General features: G+C 44.4%; 20 protein-coding genes. 12 read left to right on the forward strand and 8 right to left on the reverse strand.

The window, feature by feature from the left end; genetic code table 11:
• From B2746_RS04865 to B2746_RS04890, 6 genes are read right to left on the reverse strand one after another with little or no spacing between them, the layout of a single operon-like run.
• Entirely contained in the window at positions 1–1,440 is a 1,440-nt protein-coding gene (locus B2746_RS04865) for an MFS transporter (protein ID WP_290791560.1), read from the reverse strand.
• Between the two features lie 8 nt (positions 1,441–1,448).
• Positions 1,449–2,561, reverse strand: coding sequence for an endo-1,4-beta-xylanase (locus B2746_RS04870; RefSeq protein ID WP_290791562.1), 1,113 nt, complete (start codon positions 2,559–2,561; stop codon positions 1,449–1,451).
• 6 nt (positions 2,562–2,567) lie between these two features.
• Positions 2,568–5,093, reverse strand: coding sequence for a glycosyl hydrolase 115 family protein (locus tag B2746_RS04875; RefSeq protein ID WP_290791564.1), 2,526 nt, complete (start codon positions 5,091–5,093; stop codon positions 2,568–2,570).
• A 30-nt stretch (positions 5,094–5,123) separates the two neighbouring features.
• Entirely contained in the window at positions 5,124–5,870 is a 747-nt protein-coding gene (locus B2746_RS04880; protein ID WP_290791566.1) for an SDR family NAD(P)-dependent oxidoreductase, read from the reverse strand.
• Positions 5,871–5,896: 26 nt separating this feature from the next.
• Entirely contained in the window at positions 5,897–8,020 is a 2,124-nt protein-coding gene (locus B2746_RS04885) for an alpha-glucuronidase family glycosyl hydrolase (protein WP_290791568.1), read from the reverse strand.
• A gap of 14 nt (positions 8,021–8,034) precedes the next feature.
• Positions 8,035–9,066, reverse strand: coding sequence for a LacI family DNA-binding transcriptional regulator (locus B2746_RS04890; RefSeq protein WP_290791570.1), 1,032 nt, complete (start codon positions 9,064–9,066; stop codon positions 8,035–8,037).
• A 352-nt stretch (positions 9,067–9,418) separates the two neighbouring features.
• Between B2746_RS04890 and B2746_RS04895 the strand changes: the two genes are divergently transcribed.
• The 9 genes from B2746_RS04895 to B2746_RS04935 all read left to right on the forward strand — a co-directional run bounded on the left by B2746_RS04895 (position 9,419) and on the right by B2746_RS04935 (position 17,428).
• Positions 9,419–10,906 carry a xylulokinase gene (locus B2746_RS04895; protein WP_290791572.1) on the forward strand — a complete coding sequence of 496 codons (1,488 nt, stop codon included), beginning with the start codon at positions 9,419–9,421 and terminating at the stop codon, positions 10,904–10,906.
• 20 nt (positions 10,907–10,926) lie between these two features.
• Entirely contained in the window at positions 10,927–12,255 is a 1,329-nt protein-coding gene (xylA, locus tag B2746_RS04900; RefSeq protein ID WP_290791574.1) for a xylose isomerase, read from the forward strand.
• A gap of 10 nt (positions 12,256–12,265) precedes the next feature.
• On the forward strand, positions 12,266–13,435 hold the full coding sequence (uxuA, locus tag B2746_RS04905) for a mannonate dehydratase (RefSeq protein ID WP_349680604.1): 1,170 nt from the start codon (positions 12,266–12,268) through the stop codon (positions 13,433–13,435).
• Between the two features lie 13 nt (positions 13,436–13,448).
• A complete protein-coding gene (locus B2746_RS04910) occupies positions 13,449–14,315 on the forward strand; it encodes a transketolase (protein WP_290791576.1) in 867 nt (288 codons plus the stop codon).
• 17 nt (positions 14,316–14,332) lie between these two features.
• Positions 14,333–15,286 carry a transketolase family protein gene (locus B2746_RS04915; protein ID WP_290791578.1) on the forward strand — a complete coding sequence of 318 codons (954 nt, stop codon included), beginning with the start codon at positions 14,333–14,335 and terminating at the stop codon, positions 15,284–15,286.
• Positions 15,287–15,347: 61 nt separating this feature from the next.
• Positions 15,348–15,560, forward strand: a complete 213-nt coding sequence (locus tag B2746_RS04920) for a YwbE family protein (protein WP_290791580.1) — start codon at positions 15,348–15,350, stop codon at positions 15,558–15,560.
• Positions 15,561–15,774: 214 nt separating this feature from the next.
• Entirely contained in the window at positions 15,775–16,023 is a 249-nt protein-coding gene (locus B2746_RS04925) for a hypothetical protein (RefSeq protein WP_290791582.1), read from the forward strand.
• 278 nt (positions 16,024–16,301) lie between these two features.
• Entirely contained in the window at positions 16,302–16,571 is a 270-nt protein-coding gene (locus tag B2746_RS04930; RefSeq protein ID WP_290791584.1) for a hypothetical protein, read from the forward strand.
• Between the two features lie 470 nt (positions 16,572–17,041).
• On the forward strand, positions 17,042–17,428 hold the full coding sequence (locus B2746_RS04935) for a hypothetical protein (protein WP_290791586.1): 387 nt from the start codon (positions 17,042–17,044) through the stop codon (positions 17,426–17,428).
• A 43-nt stretch (positions 17,429–17,471) separates the two neighbouring features.
• Here the strand turns inward: B2746_RS04935 and B2746_RS04940 are convergent, their stop codons facing one another.
• Positions 17,472–17,825, reverse strand: a complete 354-nt coding sequence (locus tag B2746_RS04940; protein WP_290791588.1) for a winged helix-turn-helix transcriptional regulator — start codon at positions 17,823–17,825, stop codon at positions 17,472–17,474.
• 122 nt (positions 17,826–17,947) lie between these two features.
• On the opposite strand from B2746_RS04940, the gene B2746_RS04945 reads away from it, so the two are divergent.
• The 3 genes from B2746_RS04945 to B2746_RS04955 all read left to right on the forward strand — a co-directional run bounded on the left by B2746_RS04945 (position 17,948) and on the right by B2746_RS04955 (position 18,975).
• On the forward strand, positions 17,948–18,187 hold the full coding sequence (locus B2746_RS04945; RefSeq protein WP_290791590.1) for an SDR family NAD(P)-dependent oxidoreductase: 240 nt from the start codon (positions 17,948–17,950) through the stop codon (positions 18,185–18,187).
• Positions 18,188–18,267: 80 nt separating this feature from the next.
• The gene (locus B2746_RS04950; RefSeq protein ID WP_290791592.1) at positions 18,268–18,642 is read left to right on the forward strand and encodes an SDR family NAD(P)-dependent oxidoreductase; all 375 of its coding nucleotides are present in this window, start codon (positions 18,268–18,270) and stop codon (positions 18,640–18,642) included.
• An 18-nt stretch (positions 18,643–18,660) separates the two neighbouring features.
• Entirely contained in the window at positions 18,661–18,975 is a 315-nt protein-coding gene (locus B2746_RS04955; protein ID WP_290791594.1) for a nuclear transport factor 2 family protein, read from the forward strand.
• Positions 18,976–19,072: 97 nt separating this feature from the next.
• Here B2746_RS04955 and B2746_RS04960 read toward each other — a convergent pair whose 3' ends face one another.
• Positions 19,073–19,450: a hypothetical protein gene (locus tag B2746_RS04960; protein WP_290791596.1), complete on the reverse strand. Its 378-nt coding sequence runs from the start codon at positions 19,448–19,450 to the stop codon at positions 19,073–19,075.
• Between the last annotated feature and the right edge of the window lie 162 nt (positions 19,451–19,612).

The raw sequence follows: 19,612 nt of genomic DNA on the forward strand, positions 1-19,612 counted from the left end.
TTAATTCGTTCTTCGCTGTTTCAAATCAAATTCAATCTGAGCTTCCATTTTTTTATTGATCTCGTAAAAGAACAATAAAACTATACCGATTAAAAATGGGATGGAAGGAAATACACTCACCAATAATTTGGTGCTGTTAATTGCAGTAGTTGTTTGTTCGGCATCACTATTAGGCTGGTAACCATAGATCCCAAGAATCCAGGCAACCAATGCACTGCCCATACTGAGTCCCACTTTTAATCCCACCATCATTGCGGAAAATATAATGGCAGTTGCTCTTCTATTGGTTTTCCATTCACTGTAATCTGCCACATCTGCAATCATAGCCCATAATAAAGGAATGGTGAGACCATAAAAGAACCCATGCAGCATCTGTGATAAAAATATCAACCCAATAGATCCGGGTGCGAAAAAATATAACAGACCTATAAACAGGGTGGATACAAACAAGGCCCAGCCAAAGACATCCCGTTTGCCGTATTTATCTGCCAGACCTTTTGATAAGGTAATACCAAGAATCATACACAAAATTCCCCCGGCATTAAACAAGCCAAATCCTGCAGAAACCGGATCCTCCCCAAAGAAATTAATACCCACAGACTGCAATGAATTCAATATAGGCTGAATAAAAATGGTCAGAGCATCCTTGTCTACATAGTTTTTGAAATAATACACATAGGAGCCGCCCTTCATCGCAAGTGTTATAAACACCAGAGTCGTCAGCACCAACATCAGCAACCAGGGTTTATTGTCAATAAGGTCGCGCAGGTCTTGCCGAACACTGGATTTTTGCTCCGGTTTGGGCACGATCCGTTCCCGGGTAGTCATAAACGTTATCAATAGTAACAAGATCCCAATAATCGCCAGCCAGGTCATCACGATTTCAATGCCGGCTGCTTTATTTCCATTACCAGCCGATTCAATTATCGGCAACATAAATACCTGCACAAAAAACTGTGCAAACATCACCGCCACAAAACGATAGGATGATAAACTGTTTCGTTGTTTCATGTCGCCGGTAATTACCCCGCTCAGGGCGGAATAGGGCAGGTTATTGGCTGCGTATAATAATAGCAGGAATGTATAGGTTATTACGGCATAAATCAACTTGCCTTTGTAGGAAAAATCCGGTGTACTGAAAGCGAGTAAGGACACCACTCCCAATGGCACAGCTGTCCACAAAATCCAGGGACGAAATTTTCCCCATCGCGATATTGTTCTGTCTGCAATAGCACCAATAATTGGATTAAACCCAAATGCTGCCAGCAATCCAACTGTTAATATTATAGCCGATGCATGTTGGGTTTCCAGGCCATAGATGTCGGTGTAGAAATATGCCAGATAAGTCATCAGAGTTTGAAATACCAGGTTGGCAGCGAGGTCACCCAAACTATAACCCAGTTTTTCGATTACGGATAACCGTTGTGTTGATCTGTTCATATTAAGGCTTATTTCTTTAATCCCATCACAGCATGATAGGCGGGTTTGGGTAAGAGTTGACGATCAAACAAAAGCGGGAAATTGGTCCGGCCTGGTACAGGCCATCCATTCAACCAGGATTGTCCATCATCCACACCCCAAAAAGTGACCCTTGTAATTTTATCTCGATGTTTTAAGAATAAGCGAAACAATTCCTCATAATCTTTTGCCTGTTGCGCGAGAATACTATCCGGAATTCCATTGGCATAGGGATTCAATGCCGGATTCGATGCCTGCCGCTGGTTCACATCCGCTCCCTGAAACTTCCTGGGCAATACCTCAATGTCTAGTTCGGTTATCATCACTTTTAATCCCAGTGCATGATAGGCCAGAATACTCTCTTCAATGGCTGCAAAAGGAACTTTTCCCAGATGCCAATGTCCCTGAATACCTACCCCATCAATACGTACACCGGCTGCCTGCACTTTTTTCACCAGCTCCAGACAACCCGCTCTTTTCAATGGCTGTTCATTATTGTAATCATTGTAATACAATTCGGTTTTGGGCGATGCTTTTTCCGCCAGGCGGAAGGCTTCCACGATATAATCCGGTCCCAGTTTATCAAGAAACACAGATTTACGCAGGGTGCCGTCTTCATTCAGTGCTTCATTTACCACATCCCAGGAAAAAATCTTCCCGCTGTACCGCGATGCCACTGTATTAATATGGGATTCAAAAAAGGTTCGGAAGGAGTCCACGCTCTGAATGCGGTGTGCAAATCGTGGAAGCTGACTGTGCCAGATCAGTGTATGTCCGTTTAATTTCATGTTATTTTTCTGACTATAGGCCATCAACTTATCAGGAAGTGTAAAATCATAGCGATCCCACTCGGGATGAATATGTTCAGCTTTCATACAATTCTCCGGCGTTACTGCATTGAACTGCTGGCGGATCAATTCGTTGCTTTTCAGATTGCGTTCTTCAATTTGTCCGGTATTCAGGGCTGTACCGATCAAAAAATCGGCTATATACGCATCTTTAAGTCCCTTGCTGCCGGATATGTTTTTTTTTTGAGCTGTACAGAACTGACAACTGATGAGCAGAAGGACCGAGGGAACCAACTGTTGCAGGATTTTTTTCATGATATTTTATTTGGCAATTTGTTGTTGTGTATTAATTCGGGTTTCAGGCGGACCTAAATACGATGGCTTCATTCCTCCAAAATCGAGTACCAGTTTTTGCAACACCACACCCGGACTCACCCTCCAGAATCGCACCCGGTGTTTACCCGGACCTGAAATAGTATGCCGGCTCGTTTTTATAATCACGTTTTCTGCTACCCAACGATTCCATATTCCGGATATGCTGTTTTTATCTTCTTTATTCAAGCTGATCAGCTGCGGCTTTTCATTGTCTATTGAAATCGCATATTGCAGGCCGTTATCTGTACCATAATAATTTAAAGAGGGAGAGAAATAACTAAAAATTGTACAGCTATCCTGGCTATATGTATGAATTTCGTATTCCAGAAATGGCCCGGAAGAAGTATCGGCAGTCACCGGAAAACTGGTAATCCCATCACCTGTTCTTCCGATATCTGGCAATACCACCCAATTGATGGCACCTGAAGTATATGCCTTCGTGAAATGTGCGGCTTCTATTGAAACCACTCCATTCAATTCAAAGAATGCAGTGCCAGTCATTTCTTTAGGATAGTTCGCTTTGCGGATCCGGATAATCGAATCTTCTGCCTTTTTATACGCTGATCCCTCTGCCGGTGTTTTAACTATGGGCATCTTATTCACTGGAGGCTGCTGCCAGTATGTATAACCAATATGCGTCTGGCTCATCATATGGTTCCATTTGCCTTTATTCAATTGATGATAAGCCAGTGTGATGAGTGAATCGCGCTTATACAATTCCGCCACTTTTTCTGCATTGCCCAACGCAACCTGATGATATAACTGATACAAATTCGCACTTGCTTCTATTGGATGCAGCACCAATTGAAAATAGGCGTCGTTATATATTGGATCCAATGCAGCTTGAATTTGTTTGGCGCGTTCCTGCAAGTTGCGGTATTCCCATACCACCCGATCCCACTCGTCATAATTAAAACTATAGGTGCGGTCGTCCAACAATTCAGGTTTCCGGCGTGCATTAAATTTCGCATAACCGCTTAGCAAAGATGCAATCTCTTCTGCATGTATCGGACCAAATTGTTGGGCAGCCCACTGTTTGGTATAGCTGAATATCAAATCTGCACCAATCCGGTCGGGATTCCAGGCATAATCAAGAAAGAAAGAAATGGGTAATTCCATCGGTTTTATATCACCTACATTCACGATCCAGATCTGTTTTACATCGTGTTCCCATGCCAGGTGCATTTGTTCCCAGATCCGTGGAAGCGGATTGGTATTTATCCATTTGTAATTCCGCGGACCGCCCACATAATCGAAATGATAATATATGCCGTAGCCACCGCTCCTTTTTTTAGAACCTGGCCGGGGCAGCATGCGCAGGTTACCCCAGTTGTCATCACAAAGCAGGAGTGTAACGTCATCGGGTACCCGCATTCCTTTTTTATAATAATCCTGCACTTCTTTGTAAAGGGCCCAGAGTTGCGGTGTTTTGGAAGCGGGCCGGCCTGTTACCTTCGATATTATTTTTCGCTGGTCGCCCACAATCCGCTCCAGCAGGGCCGTTGCTGTTTCCCTGCTCATTGGCTCATCGCCATCACCGCGCATTCCCACACTTACAATTTTTTCATTCCAGGCTCTCTTCATACCGTATGTCCAGAATTCCTGCAGTCCTTTTTTTGTACTATCATAATTCCACAATTGTTTCTTGCCATAGCGACGCCATTCATCGTGTGCACGCATCAGGGGTTCATGGTGTGATGTGCCGATTACTATCCCATAGTCATCAGCGGTTTTGATATTCAGTGAATCATCATCGTAAAAAGCATGGCCCCACATGGCCGGCCAGATATAATTGGCTTTTAACCGCAGCATTAATTCAAATACCCTGGCATAAAATTTCGAGTTGAATCCCCCGAATGTTTCCCTGCTCCAGTTGCTCAGTGCCGGAGCCTCATCATTGATAAAAATGCCCCGGTATTTTACTTTGGGAGCATCCACGATTACCGAATCAGCATCCATCCAAACCTGTGCTGATTTTTTCACCGGTACATCTGCCCACCAGTTCCAGGGAGACACCCCTATGCGTTTGCACAATTCCATTACACCATAAGCCGTACCACGCCGATCTGACCCAATTATCACCAATGCTTGTTTAATATCTTTAGCGGGATGGGCGACCGTCAGGATCTTATAGGCTTCCCATTCTCCATTAATCTCCCTTACAGAAATTCGGTGCTTTTTCACCAGCTGATTGATCAAAGAGGATTGATTCAGCGTGCCGATAATAATCGCGGTAGACGAAGCTTGCGACCATGCGGTTCCTACTCGGGATTCTTTAATTGTAACCGATTGCAAATCGCGGGCTAAAAAAAAGGCTGCTTTTTGCACCACAGTATAGTCGGATGAATCCACCAGAATGCTTGCCCCGGCTATATCGTAGCAGTTTGAGTTTGTCTTTGCAACAGGATTTTGTGCCAATGCAAACTGCAGATGGCATACAGCAAGAATCGTTACTCTGATTTTTCTACTCATAGCGAAGCGTTCGTCGTTTATACTTTTGTGTTAGTAGCTGCTGCTGTTTCCTCCGTCAACAGGTAAAACAACACCGGTTACATAGGAAGCGGCATCACTTGCCAGATACAAGGCCGCAGCTCCAATATCCTCCGGCTGTCCCATTTTTCCCATTGGGGTGCGGGCCATCACACGGGCTTTTCGATCAGGATCAGCATCCAGCGCTTTGGCAGTCATATCACTGTAAATAAAACCGGGAGCAATGGCATTGACACGGATTCCCAAAGGCGATAATTCCACTGACATCGCACGGGTCATGCCATCAATCGCTGCTTTGCTGGCCGTATAGGCAATTACTTTGGGCATGCCATAAATGGCCGCCATTGAACTGATATGGATGATGCATCCTTTACCGCGTTCCAGCATCTTCTTCACAACTTCCCGGCTCAATACAAATACCGCCGTTACATTCGTGTTGAGCAGGTGCGTAAACTCCTCCTCAGTTACTTCAGTAAATTCTTTTTTCAGGTTGATGCCGGCATTGTTCACCAGAATGTCAATAGGACCAATACCTGCCTCAATATCATTCACCAATTGCGGAAGGGCTGCAAAATGGGTGACATCGCAAACCCGATAGCTGCAAAGCGGTCCCAATGTAAAAGCAGCTTTCTCCAGTTTCTCCAGCTCCCTTCCTGCAATCACAGTCTGGATACCCGCTTCCGTAAAAGCTTTCGCGATGGCATAACCCAGTCCGGATCCACCCCCTGTGACCAATGCTGTCTTCGTTTCTGTTTTCATTATAGTTTTTCGGTTAATCTTGCTGGTTAGTTACCCGGCGCATAAGGAAAGCGCAGGGATTTATAATAGTCTAATGTGTGTGCTGGTTGTTCGTATTGCGCCGGTATGGGCTGGCGTGAAAATGTCTGGAAATACAATAAACAGGCATCTCTCCACCATTTTGCTTCGCGGTGCTGCAATGCGAGTAACTGCTTCACCTGATCAAAGCGTTGTTCATCTATTTTTTTCTCCAGTTTATTCCAGTTCTTCCGCATCATTGCTACACTATCCACCCCGGCATTATACCGATAACACAATTCCTCCCAGAGCGTTTTTCCGCTTTTCATTTTGTGGTTCCAGGATACATGATGAAACCATAAAAAATATTCTTCCGGACAATTCACCGGATCTTTCCAAACTGCTGCTGCCTGCGGATGGTATTGACTCAATGCGTTGGATCCGGTTGCCGTGCGATTAAATCCAATACCCACACTGTCTGCCCGGTGATAATAGGTCGGATTCCATTCCGGGCGATTCAGGTTTCCCACCCAGGGGCCTGGACCATAATGATGCCCGGTAGCCATGATATGATGCAATCCAATCGGATTCATATAATTGACCATGCTTTCGCGCGAGGACAGCATCAGTTGCGATAGCTCTTTTACAAGGGCCGCATCATTGGAAAAACTCTGCCTGATCCATTCTTCTGCAATGGTTTCAGCACTCAACTGGTGATCCCAGGCGAGTCGTCCGAGTGCATACCAGTTTGCCTGCCCAAATGGATGTCCTGTCCAGTTGATATCATTTCCAATATTTGCTACACCAGCCAAACCATTCAGTTCATGCTGATCCGCTGTTCCATCCACAATTTTTGCAACGGTGGTGCCCTTGCCTTTGGCATACGTATCACTGTCCAGACATTCCTTAAACAGCGGTGCCAGATAAACAAGATGTGTTCCTTGTCCCAGGTATTCCTGTGTTACCTGAAACTCCATCATCAGCGGGGTCTTCGGCATGGCACCAAATAACGGATGAAAAGGTTCACGCGGCATAAAATCAATGGCCCCGTTTTTTACCTGTACAAGTACATTTGAACGAAATGTGCCATCGAGCGGAACAAATTCGGTAAATGCCTGCTTATGTCGGTCATCCGGCAGTTCCGCACTGTACACAAATGCTCTCCAGATCACAATTCCCTTATGGGGCGCAATGGCTTCGGCCAGCATATTGGCTCCATCGGCATGGCTGCGTTTATAATCCTGCGGACCCGGTTGTCCCTCACTGTTAGCCTTCACAAGCAGACCGCCAAAATCAGGGATCAGTGTATAGATTTCATTCAGCTTTTTCTTCCACCAATCCTGTACCTGCGAATCTAATGGATCAGCCGTTTTTAAGCCGCCTATTTCTTTTGGTGCACTGAAGCGGGCGGTTAAATAAACTTTGATTCCATAGGGGCGAAAATTATCTGCCAGTGCTTTCACTTTTTGCAGATATGGAAGAGTTAATACGGTGGCATTTGCATTTACGTTGGTGAGAACGGTTCCGTTAATGCCAATCGATGCAGTTGCCCTGGCATAATCAATGTAACGCTGATCAATATAATCGGGCAGGGTATGCCAGTTCCAGATCGAAAATCCTGCATAGCCGCGCTCTACGGTACGATCCAGGTTATCCCAATGGTTAAGTAAACGCAACTTCATTTTGGGTGCAGAAACAATATTCAATTGCGCGATGGATTGCTGTGTTTGCAGGAGGCGTAAAAAATGAAATACTCCATACAGCAAACCACGGTCTGAATTTGCTGTAATTACAATCGGATTACCGCTGTAATGGGGGGTGCGAATCAGAAAACCTTCTTCTCCCAATTGCAATAAATCAGCAGCAGGAATCAGACGCGAAACTTTTTCAATCTGCAGGTTTGCGGAGGCAGATTGAGTGGAGAATTTTGGCTTTACACCTACTAATCCTTTTAATCCAATTTCTAATTCCTTTCTGGCTACCTGAATAACAGTTGAGTGTCCTGTAATAGATATCGAAGCAGTTTTTTGAAGGTAGGTGGCGAGCAATTTTTTATCGCTTATCCGGTCATAACGTAACCATAACCGATAGCCGTCTTCTGCCTGAACATCAGAAAAGAAAAGCAGGAGGGTCAAAAGTTGAAAAATTCTCATGGCAGCATAGTAGTTTATTTCCCTTTTTTTAGGGAGGATTGACGGATAATCAATTCGGATTTGGCTATAATGGTATTGGTTTGCCGGATATTCTGATCGCCTTTTAAATGTGCAATAAGATTACGCGCTGCAATCTCTCCGATATCGATTCCGGGATAATTAATCGTTGTCAGCTGGGGTTCAATAATTTTTCCGATAGCATCATTGTTGAAACCTACAATGGCGATGTCTTCCGGAATACGAATTCCTTTCTCCTTGAGGGTTTGCATACAAACCGCAGCGGAGAAATCATTGGTGATAAAAGCGGCATCCGGACGGTTTTTCATTTTCAGAATCTGCAGGGCAGCTTCGCGTCCGCATTTTTCACTCAGATCTTTGATAAGGACCAGGTTTTCATCAAACTTGATATTGTAATCGCGAAGGGCATCTTTATATCCTTTCAAACGCTGCGCATATACATTTCGGCTAAGATTGGCTGTTACAATCACAATGCGTTTGCAACCCTGTTCAATCAGGTGTTCGGTGGCCTGGTAACCCGATTTGTAGTTATCGATAATGACCTTGGTATTATCGGCTTTCTCCTCCACCCGGTCGAAGAAAATAACGGGGATATTTTTATCAAAAAAAGCCTGGTAATGATCCAGTCCCTTTGTGTCGAATGCAAGCGAGGCAATGAGACCGTCTACCCGTTTATGAAAGAGGTTGGCTGCATTGGCTGCTTCTTTTTTAAAGGATTCGGAAGAGTGGGCGATGAGCAGGTCATATCCTGCATCGGCTGTAATCTTTTCGATGCCGGCCAGTACGGAAGTGATAAAGTTACTGTTCAGTTCATGAACAATGATACCGATGGTATTGGTCTTCTGTTTGCGCAGGTTACTGGCGAAGGTATTTTGCTGGTACCCCATTGCTTTGGCGGCATCCTGAATTTTCTTTCGGGTATTTTTATTGATAACCGGATTGTTTTGCAAAGCGCGACTCACCGTTGCAGAGGATAGGTCCAGTTGTTGTGCGATATCGTAAATCGTAATTTCTTTTTTTTGCTTCATAATTGCAATCCGTTGCTCAAACTTCGGGAAAAATCCAAAGCCGCCCTCAGTTTTTTTAAAAAAGCCTTCATTTATTTATCGAAAAGCCAGGTTTATGTGTTATTAAATGCTTGTCTGTACTAAGTTTCAGACTGTATTTGCCCTATTGTAACCGAATGTCAGATCCAGTTGCGGGAGCTCCATTCGTACACCTATTCTCCTTCTCCTTTCTACTCTTTCCCCTCTTTATCTTTCTTAAAATTGCATATTTTAATGCAAACGGTTGCAATTTCTATTTTTTCCTCTATTTTCGCTGGATGGAAAAATTACTATTATACCCAGTATCTTTCCATACCATAGACAAAGCATCAACATGTATTTATTAGGAATAGACCTCGGCACATCTTCTGTTAAAGTATCCATAGTGGAAGCCGCCAATCAGACGATACTTGCAACGGCTTCTTATCCTGAAACGGAAGCGGATATTATTGCCGTAGAACCCGGCTGGGCCGAGCAATCACCCGATCAGTGGTGGGACTATGTACAGCAGGCTATCCTGAAATGCCATGCAACAAAAGCCTATGATCCAAAGGAAATCGGGGCTATCGGAATTGCTTATCAGATGCATGGACTGGTGCTGGTGGATAAAGACCAACAGGTATTGCGCAATTCCATTATCTGGTGCGATAGCCGGGCTGTGCAAATCGGAGAACAGGCTTATCAGCGCATCGGTTCCACCCGTAGTCTGGAGCATCTGCTCAATTCCCCCGGCAATTTCACGGCCAGCAAACTCGCCTGGGTTAAGGCGAATGAGCCCGCGGTGTATGAGAAAATTGATAAAGTTTTGCTACCCGGAGATTTCATCGCCCTGAAACTAACCGGAACCAGCACTACCACCGTATCGGCTTTGTCTGAAGGAGTCTTTTGGGATTTTAAAGAAAATCGGTTATCCGAGGATGTTATGAATGTCTTTGGATTCAGCAAAAACCTGATCCCGAATATTCATCCCTTATTCTCTTCGCATGGACAGCTAAAAAAATCCGTTGCAGACAGATTGCTGTTGAAAGAAGGTGTCCCTGTTTCCTATAAAGCCGGAGATCAGCCCAACAATGCCTTATCGCTGAATGTGCTGGAGCCCGGAGAAGTAGCCACAACAGCAGGAACTTCCGGTGTTATTTATGGAGTCAGTGATGTGCTGAGTTATGATCCTGAATCAAGAATCAACAGTTTTGCACATGTTAATTACAGTGAGGAATTAAGAAGAATCGGTGTATTGCTTTGTATTAATGGAACCGGCATCTTCAACAGATGGATAAAGACCATTGCGGGACAGGCGCTCTCTTATGCTGCGATGAACCAGCTGGCGGCACAGGTTCCTGCAGGAGCAAAGGGACTTCGTGCACTTCCTTTCGGAAACGGAGCAGAACGAATGCTGAATAATAAAATCATCGGTGCGCATATTCAACAGCTCGATTTCAATATCCATGGTACGCCGCATCTGGTGCGGGCGGTACAGGAAGGAATTGCCTGTTCTTTCCGGTATGGACTTGATATTATGCGGGAGAATGGCAGTCAGCCAAACGTGGTGCGTGCCGGCAAAGCCAATCTTTTTTTAAGTGATGTGTTTACGCGGGCCTTTGCCGATCTTAATCAGGTAACGGTGGAATTTTACGAAGGCGATGGAAGTTTCGGTGCGGCTATTGGAGCCGGTATCGGTGCACGTTATTATGCGAGTGCCAAAGAAGCGGGCAGTCATCGCCAGCCAATCGCTACCATCGAACCCGGAAAGCCGGATTTATACGAAGAAATTTATCAGGAATGGAAAAAGCTGTTGCTCGAACAGCTTGCCAGCTCACATTAATAACCAATCAACAAGCAACAATGGCAATTACAATTGGACAAAAAGAGTATTTCAAAGGCGTGCCTGAAATAAAATACGAGGGTAAGGAAAGTGATAATCCCTTTGCCTATCGCTGGTACGATGCCAATAAAGTAGTGGCAGGTAAAACCATGAAAGAACACCTGCGTTTTGCAGGCGCCTACTGGCATAGCTTCTGCGGAAATGGATCGGATCCTTTTGGAGAAGCAACCCATCTGTTCCCCTGGAATGAAAAAACAGATGCAGTGGAAAGAGCCAAAGACAAAGCAGATGCTGCCTTTGAGTTCCTGACCAAACTCGGACTCCCATTCTATTGCTTCCACGATGTGGATGTGGTGGATTATGGAACTGATATCGCTGAAAACGATCGTCGTCTGCAAACCCTGACTGCCTACCTGAAAGAAAAACAACAGGCCAGTGGAGTGCAATTATTATGGGGAACGGCCAATCTGTTTTCAAGTCGCCGTTATATGAACGGGGCTTCAACCAATCCCGATTTTCATGTGCTGGCACATGGAGCGGCGCAGGTAAAAGCAGCATTGGATGCAACCATCGCATTAGGCGGACAAAACTATGTATTCTGGGGTGGCCGTGAGGGTTATATGAGTCTGTTGAATACAGATATGAAACGGGAGAAAGAACACCTGGCTCGTTTCCTGCATGCATCCAAAGATTATGCGCGCAAGCAGGGATTCAAAGGGAAATTCTTTATTGAACCAAAGCCCTGTGAACCCAGCAAACATCAGTACGATTATGATTGCGAAACCGTAATCGGCTTCCTTCGTCAGCACGATTTACTGAACGATTTCAGTTTGAATATTGAAGTGAATCATGCAACACTGGCCGGACATACTTTCACGCACGAACTACAGGTGGCGGCTGATGCCGGATTACTGGGCAGCATCGATGCCAATCGCGGCGATTACCAGAATGGATGGGATACCGATCAGTTCCCAAATAACCTGAATGAACTGGCCGAAGCCATGCTTATCATTCTTGAAGCCGGTGGATTTGCAGGCGGCGGTATCAATTTCGATGCAAAAATCAGACGGAACAGTACCGACGCTGCCGATCTTTTCCACGCGCATATCGGAGGCATGGATACGTTTGCCCGTGCCCTGCTGATTGCAGATGCAGTATTACAGAAATCAGACTATAAAAAAATCCGCAAGGACCGCTATGCTTCCTTCGATTCCGGAAAAGGAAAAGAATTTGAAGAAGGTAAGTTAAGCTTGGAAGACCTGCGTGCCTATGCCATTGAAAATGGTGAACCAAAAGCAATAAGCGGTAAACAGGAATTGCTGGAGAATATGATCAATCGTTTTATTTAAGCAGAAGCCGATGTTGATGCATCAAACCATGCGCTGGTACGGCCCGCAGGATCCGGTGAGTCTTTCTGATATCCTGCAGGCGGGCTGTGCCGGCGTTGTTACAGCCCTGCACCAGATACCGGTTGGAGAGGTCTGGACTGCTTCGGCTATAGCTGAGCGTAAGGCAATAATCGAAGCAGCAGGACTCAGTTGGACCGTAGTGGAAAGTCTGCCGGTGAGTGACGATATCAAACGACAATCGGGCGATTATAAACTACATATTGAAAAGTATAAGGAGAGCCTGCAAAACCTTGGCGCTGCCGGCCTGCAGGTGATAACCTATAATTTTATGCCGGTGCTCGACTGGTTGCGCACCAATGTTTATTATCCGTTACCCGATGGCAGTACCATGTTATATTTCAACCGGCTCGATTACCTGGTATTTGATCTTTATCTGCTAGGGCGACCCGGTGCCGAGAAAGAATATACGTTTGATCAGGTATCCGCAGCCAGGGAGCGATATGAAAGCATGGATGAAGCCGCCCGTCGTTTTTTATTCAGCAATATGATGTTGGGATTGCCGGGCAGTGATGCCTCCTTTACAGCAGAACAGGTTTTAACGGAGTTGAAAAAATACGGAGCAATTGATGCGGCCAAACTGAAGGAGCATCTTTATTATTTTTTACGGGAAGTGGTTCCGGTGGCAGAAGCAGTTGGGCTCAAAATGGCCATTCATCCCGATGATCCGCCCTATCCTGTATTGGGTCTTCCGCGCATAATGAGCACAGAGCAGGATGCAGCTGATCTGCTGGAAGCCGTGCCCTCAGCAGCCAACGGCCTCTGTTTTTGTACTGGTTCATTCGGAGCAAGGGCTGATAATAACCTACCGGTCATGCTCCATCGCTTTGGCGATTCGGTGCATTTTTTGCACCTGAGAAATACCCGCAGAGATGCGGAGGGGAATTTTTATGAAGCCGATCATCTCGATGGCGATACCGATATGGTAGCCATCATTAAAGAAGTTTTAGCCATCCAAAAGCGCAGGGGCTTATCTTTGCCGATGCGACCCGATCATGGTCACCAGATGCTGGACGACCTGAAGAAAAAAACCTATCCGGGGTATTCTGCCATTGGTCGCCTGAAAGGTTTGGCAGAATTAAGGGGTGTGGAGTATGCACTCTACCGGACAAAGCAATTTTAAACCAAACCAAGACATGAAATTAGAACAATTGGAAGCAACCGTGGCGCAGGTACGCCGCGATATCGTGCGCATGGTGCACGGTTGCCAATCGGGCCACCCCGGTGGTTCCCTGGGTTGTGCCGACCTGGTAACTGCCCTGTATTTTCACGAAATGAAGATGGATGAAAGCCGCGGTGCGGATGGATACCTGAATTTTTCGCGCGAGGGCAGGGGGGAAGACCTGTTTTTTCTTTCTAACGGTCATATATCCCCGCTTTTTTATTCGGTGCTGGCCCGACGTGGTTATTTCGATATCAAAGAGATGGCTACTTTTCGCAAAATTAATTCGCGCCTGCAGGGGCATCCGGCGACGCATGAGCATCTGCCGGGGATCCGCATAGCATCGGGTTCATTGGGACAGGGATTATCTGTAGCAGCAGGTGCCGCACATGCAAAGAAATTACGCGGAGAAGATACTACGGTATTTGTGCTGATGGGTGATGGAGAACAGCAGGAGGGACAGATTTGGGAAGCAGCGCAATTTGCACCGCATTATAAACTGGATAACCTGATTGCTATAGTAGACTGGAATAAACAGCAGATTGACGGTCCGACTGACAAGGTGATGGATAACCGAGATATCAAAGCCAAATACGAGGCATTTGGATGGGTAACGGTTGATCTGGCCGATGGAAATAATATGCAGCAGGTATTGGATGCCATCGCGGCAGCAAAAGCCTTAAAAGGCAAGGGGCAGCCGATTGTTATTCTGATGAAATCAGAGATGGGTGCGGGTGTTGATTTTATGATGCATACCCATAAATGGCATGGCACGGCGCCGAATGATGAGCAACTGGCAACGGCATTGGCCCAATTACCAGAAACCCTGGGCGATTATTAATCCATCAAAAAACAATCATGAAGAAATATACTTTTTCGGAAAAGAAAGATACACGGTCCGGGTTTGGTGCCGGCATGGCGGAATTGGGCAAAACGCATCCAAATGTGATGGCGCTTTGTGCTGATCTGGTGGCTTCCTTGAAACTGGATCCCTTTATTAAAGAAAATCCGGAACGCTTTGTACAATGTGGCATTTCGGAAGCAAATATGATTGGAGTGGCAGCTGGACTGGCAATTGCCGGTTATGTGCCTTATGCCACTACGTTTGCGAATTTCGGATCGGGCCGGGTCTATGATCAGATTCGGCAAAGTGTGGCTTATTCCGGATCGAATGTAAAGATTGCAGTGTCGCATGCAGGATTAACCCTCGGTGAGGACGGAGCTACCCACCAGATTCTGGAAGACCTGGCGATGATGCGGGCTATGCCGGAGATGACGGTGATTAATCCATGTGATTATAACCAAACAAAGGCGGCAACAATTGCGCTGGCGGATCATGTTGGTCCGGCTTATCTGCGTTTTGGTCGTCCGGTTGTGCCGGTGTTTACGGATCCCAATCAGGAATTTGTGATTGGAAAGGCCTGGGTGGTGAATGAGGGGAAGGATGTGAGCATATTTGCAACGGGACATCTGGTATGGGAGTCGATTTTGGCGGGGGAGATCCTGGAGAAGGAAGGTATAGATGCCGAGATCATCAATATTCATACGATCAAACCGCTGGATGAAGCCGCGATTCTGGCATCGGTAGCGAAAACCGGTTGTGCCGTAACTGCCGAGGAGCACCAGCTCAATGGCGGTTTGGGAGATGCTGTTTGCCAGCTTTTAAGCCGCAATAAGCCCGCTCCCGTTGAAATGGTGGGCGTGAATAACTCTTTCGGCGAAAGTGGCACTCCAGCGCAGCTAATGGAGAAATACGGCCTCAATGCCGCCGCCATAGTGGAGAAGGTGAAAGCCGTGTTGAAAAGGAAATAATTTCGAACCACCCGACCGGTATATTTTCCGGTCGGGTTTTCCCGACAGGTAAATTTACCTCATGGACTCTCAGTACCGCAAAAACATTTATCCCGGGTTGGAGGTAGCCATCATCCTCAAAAAAGATCAGCGATCGGGGCGGTTGACTTATGGCATTGTACAAGATATTCTCACCTCTGCGGCCTTTCATTCCCGCGGCATTAAAGTGCGGCTGGAAGATGGGCAGGTGGGTCGTGTAGCCGAAACCGAGGTGGTGGATCCGGAAGGGGAATAGGGGGTAATCTATGTACCATCCATGTACCAAACAAGCCTGAACATTGCTTTATTTCACTAGTTTTCAATCGTTTAATACATTTACAGCACCTGTTTGGTACATGGATGGTACATGCTTTACGCGGTGGCGGTACATGGATTAGACATAGATTAGACATGGATAAAGCGAGGATTGTTATTTTTGAACCGGGATTTTAATTTGTAAATTCACCCATATGGACCAGCGCGAAACTCTTCCACCCAGGGCCAGCTTTTATGAGTTGGTGTTAAGCTTATACCAGCAGAAGCAAAAAGCCGCTTTGCTGTATGAGGACAAGGGTGTTACCCGCGCCAGTGGTCTCATCACATCTGTTTTCACCAAAGAGGGGCGTCACTATATGCAACTGGATAACCAGCTCGAAATTCCCATCGATCAGATTCATGCCATCAATGGCCTATTCTCCTCTGATTATTCGGAGTGTTGATTGCAATTACATATAAGCGATTATATCTATTGAGATTAAATGGATCCATGTTGTTGAGATTTCAGTTACCTGCATTTTCGACAGCTCAGTTTCGGAGCATGTTTTACATACTGAGAAAGATTCATTAACCTCATACGCAGAAGTATTTGTTTTTTGGCAGGTTCTGGTGGGTGCAAAATTATTTCTGTCTCTATCTAATACAGAATTTGCTAAATCTGAATTCTTCAAAAAATAAAAATGATTTCCAAACTAATGCTGTATTAAATAACGAGAGGCTTTTGCCATTTGTTTATAAGGGAGTTGATGTTGGTTCGAAAATTACCATGTATCAACAGTTGTATGTTTCTCATCCGGATGAAATAAAAATTTTCATCTATTTAGGCGGGAAGAAAATATATGGGAATGTCAATGCCGATGATTGTGGAGCTATTGCCGGTCCGGACAAGGTCCGGAATTTAAACTATGCGTATAATTCTCAGACAAAACTAAAAGCCTCACGTGGTCAGGTTGAAAAACTAATTTGCAGTTTACTGGATCAGTATGAGTAGTAGATGTAATTCCAAGCTATTCCTCAAATGGAACTTCATTATAATAAGCAATTTTCAGCCTTGATTTGTGTTCATGGTGGCTCATTCTGTACTCATCCTGTACTCATGGTGTACTCATGGTGTACTCATCCTGTACTCAAAGATGCAAATGAACTTATCTTGTGGGTTTTGATGTATTAAATAATAAATCAATATATTTTGATGTTTAATTTATCCCCCGTGAAGCTTGCACCTCTGCACCGGAATCTATATATTGACGCAGCTTTCCTTTGCCACAGTTATGTGACTCAGGTGGCGAAGCATTGTGGATGTTTTTAGTTTAGATTGAATATATGATAAGAGAGGATAGCTATATGGATTTGGACCTTGTTGGTACGAATTGAGAATCATCTTTTTAGAGCATGCACAAATCCGACAATAAAAGTAAGTTTAGTTAAATAGTATGATTTTTATGATCAAAATAAAATACTATGAGTTGGGACTTATTTTTATTTAATTCTAAGCAGAAAATTTCTACAATTGAAGAATTAGATGATTCCATTTTGGAACTTACAGATTTTGATTCATTGATTGTAAGGTATTTTAAGGAAATAAGTATTAATGACAATCATTGTATTATACATGGCGTTGATTCTTCAATAGAATACAATACTGACAAGTGTACCGTTAGAACTAAACTCCTTACCGTTTATGGCGAGAATGGGCTTTTCGATTTAGTAATTTTAGCCAAACAGCATAACTGGCAAATTTATGATACAGGAAATGGAAAAATGATTGACCTTGATAATCCGGGGAATAATGGATATCTGAATTTTCAGAAATACCGAGATTCTTTAATTAGAGTTAAGAGACTGTAATAAAGTGCTTATTTTATTTTCGGTGGATCAGGTCATTTACAATTTATAGCTGTTTCAATATTACCTCCCTTAATCTCTCTTCATATTCATCGCCCCAGTTTCCCATTGCTGAAATGATTGGGATCAGCGTTTGACCAAATTCAGTCAGACTGTACTCCACTTTTGGCGGTACCACCGGATAGATTTTTTTCTCCACCAGTTCATGTGCTTCCAATTCATTCAACTGAATATTCAATACCCTCCTGGATGCATCCGGTATTTTTCTTTGTAATTCACTTGGCCGTTTATATCCCTCATGGATAAACCATAACAGGCGCAGTTTCCATTTCCCGTACAATACTTCCCCTATCAAATCCAGACCACAATTCAGGTTTGGTAAAATCTTTCTTTCATACATTCTTCTAAATTACACCTATGTTCCAAATTGGACAATAGGGGAAAAATTTCTCCCTATGCCATTCCTGTTTCCGTACTTGTACAAACTGATCTTACTGAAGAAATTTGTACAAAATGAATGAAATGGAACAGGAATTTAATTATGCGAATGAACTATCAGGTAAAATTGCGCTGATAACAGGTGGCACAAAAGGGACCGGAAAAGCCATAGCTGAACGCTTAGAAAAAGCTGGTGCTATTGTACTTATTACCGCCCGAAATCAACCTGAAATGCAATCGGCAAAGATGGATTTTATTCAGGCAGATCTGAGTTTGGCGGACGGTACCCGGGAGCTTGCGGAAGAAGTACTATCAAAATACTAACGGCTCGAAATTCTTATCAATGCGCTGGGAGGATCGGAAACTAAGGGGGAGGTTTCGCTAATCTGACTGATGAGGATTGGGTGCAAACCCTTCCAACGAATCTGTTGGCTTCCGTTCGCCTGGACAGGGCATTCCTGCCGAAGATGCTTGCCCGAAAAGCTGGCGTAGTTATTCATATTGGCTCAATTCAGGGGCGCCTTCCCTTGTACGATTCTACCCTGCCGTATGCAGCTGCAAAAGCAGGATTAATCAATTACAGTAAAGGATTATCCAAAGAAGTTTCTCCCCAGGGGATTCGGGTTTTAACTGTTTCGCATGGTTGGATTATGATGGAATCTTCCGAAAGAATGATGGAACGAATTACTGATAGTTCCCGGATTTCTCTGGATCAGGCTACACAATCGGTTATGGATGCTTTGGGAGGGATTGATGGCGGAACCATTCCAACTATTTAAATCTTAAAAAACAAAAATATGAACTTACCTAAAGTGCTTGCAGATTTGGTTGCTGCACAGAATAATTTTGACAGTCATGCATATACGGATTGTTTTTCCGATACGGCAGTCGTATTTGATGAAGGAAAAACCCATACGGGTAAAACTGCCATAAAAAAATGGATAGAGCAGGCCAATAAAAAGTATCAGACTACTATGCATCCACTGGATTATTCGGTAAAGACAGAGCGATTGAAGGCCGAGATTTCAGGGAATTTTCCCGGGAGCCCGCTGGTGCTGAGTTATCAGTTTACGGTTAAAAATGGCCAAATTGAATCATTAGAAATAGTGTGAGTAGGGCTATTGCGGTATATAATGAGTCAGGGTAAAAAATGGCCTGTGAAAGAGCTTTCACAGGCCATTGGTTTTTTAGTTGCTATCAGCCTTCAAATTACCTGGAACAATTGGCTGTCCATGCTTCGCCATCTTTGGCATAGGCAATGGTTAACTGACTGGCGGTAATCCGGATCATTTTAGTTTCATCATTATCGATAGAAACGACGGCATTATCTCCATCATTCTGGAATTGAACTCCTTTCAAATCAGGAATACCATCAGAGAATACGAAGTTGTAATTGTTGCCAACCTTTACAACGGTAACTTTACCATTATTGGTTGATTTATTTTCACCTTCTTTCACAAAGCCGATACTGCCTTCATAAGATCCTACAAAGAGGTTATTATCGGTTGGATCGTCTTTTTTGCTGCAGGAAATAACAACTATACTCGCAAGCACCAGGATACTAAATAATTTCAGAAAGTTTCTCATGTTTTTTTGTTTTAGACTTTTAAAATAACCGTTCTATAATTGAGATTAGTTCTAAAACCGTGCCACCGGAACTGTAATTGTCCGGTTGGATTCATCCAAATTGTTAATTAACACCTGCCTTCAACACATTATTAAAAAGTATTAAGTATTTTAATGATTAGC

The organism is Flavihumibacter sp. UBA7668 (genome assembly GCF_002483205.1).
GTDB lineage: Bacteria > Bacteroidota > Bacteroidia > Chitinophagales > Chitinophagaceae > Flavihumibacter.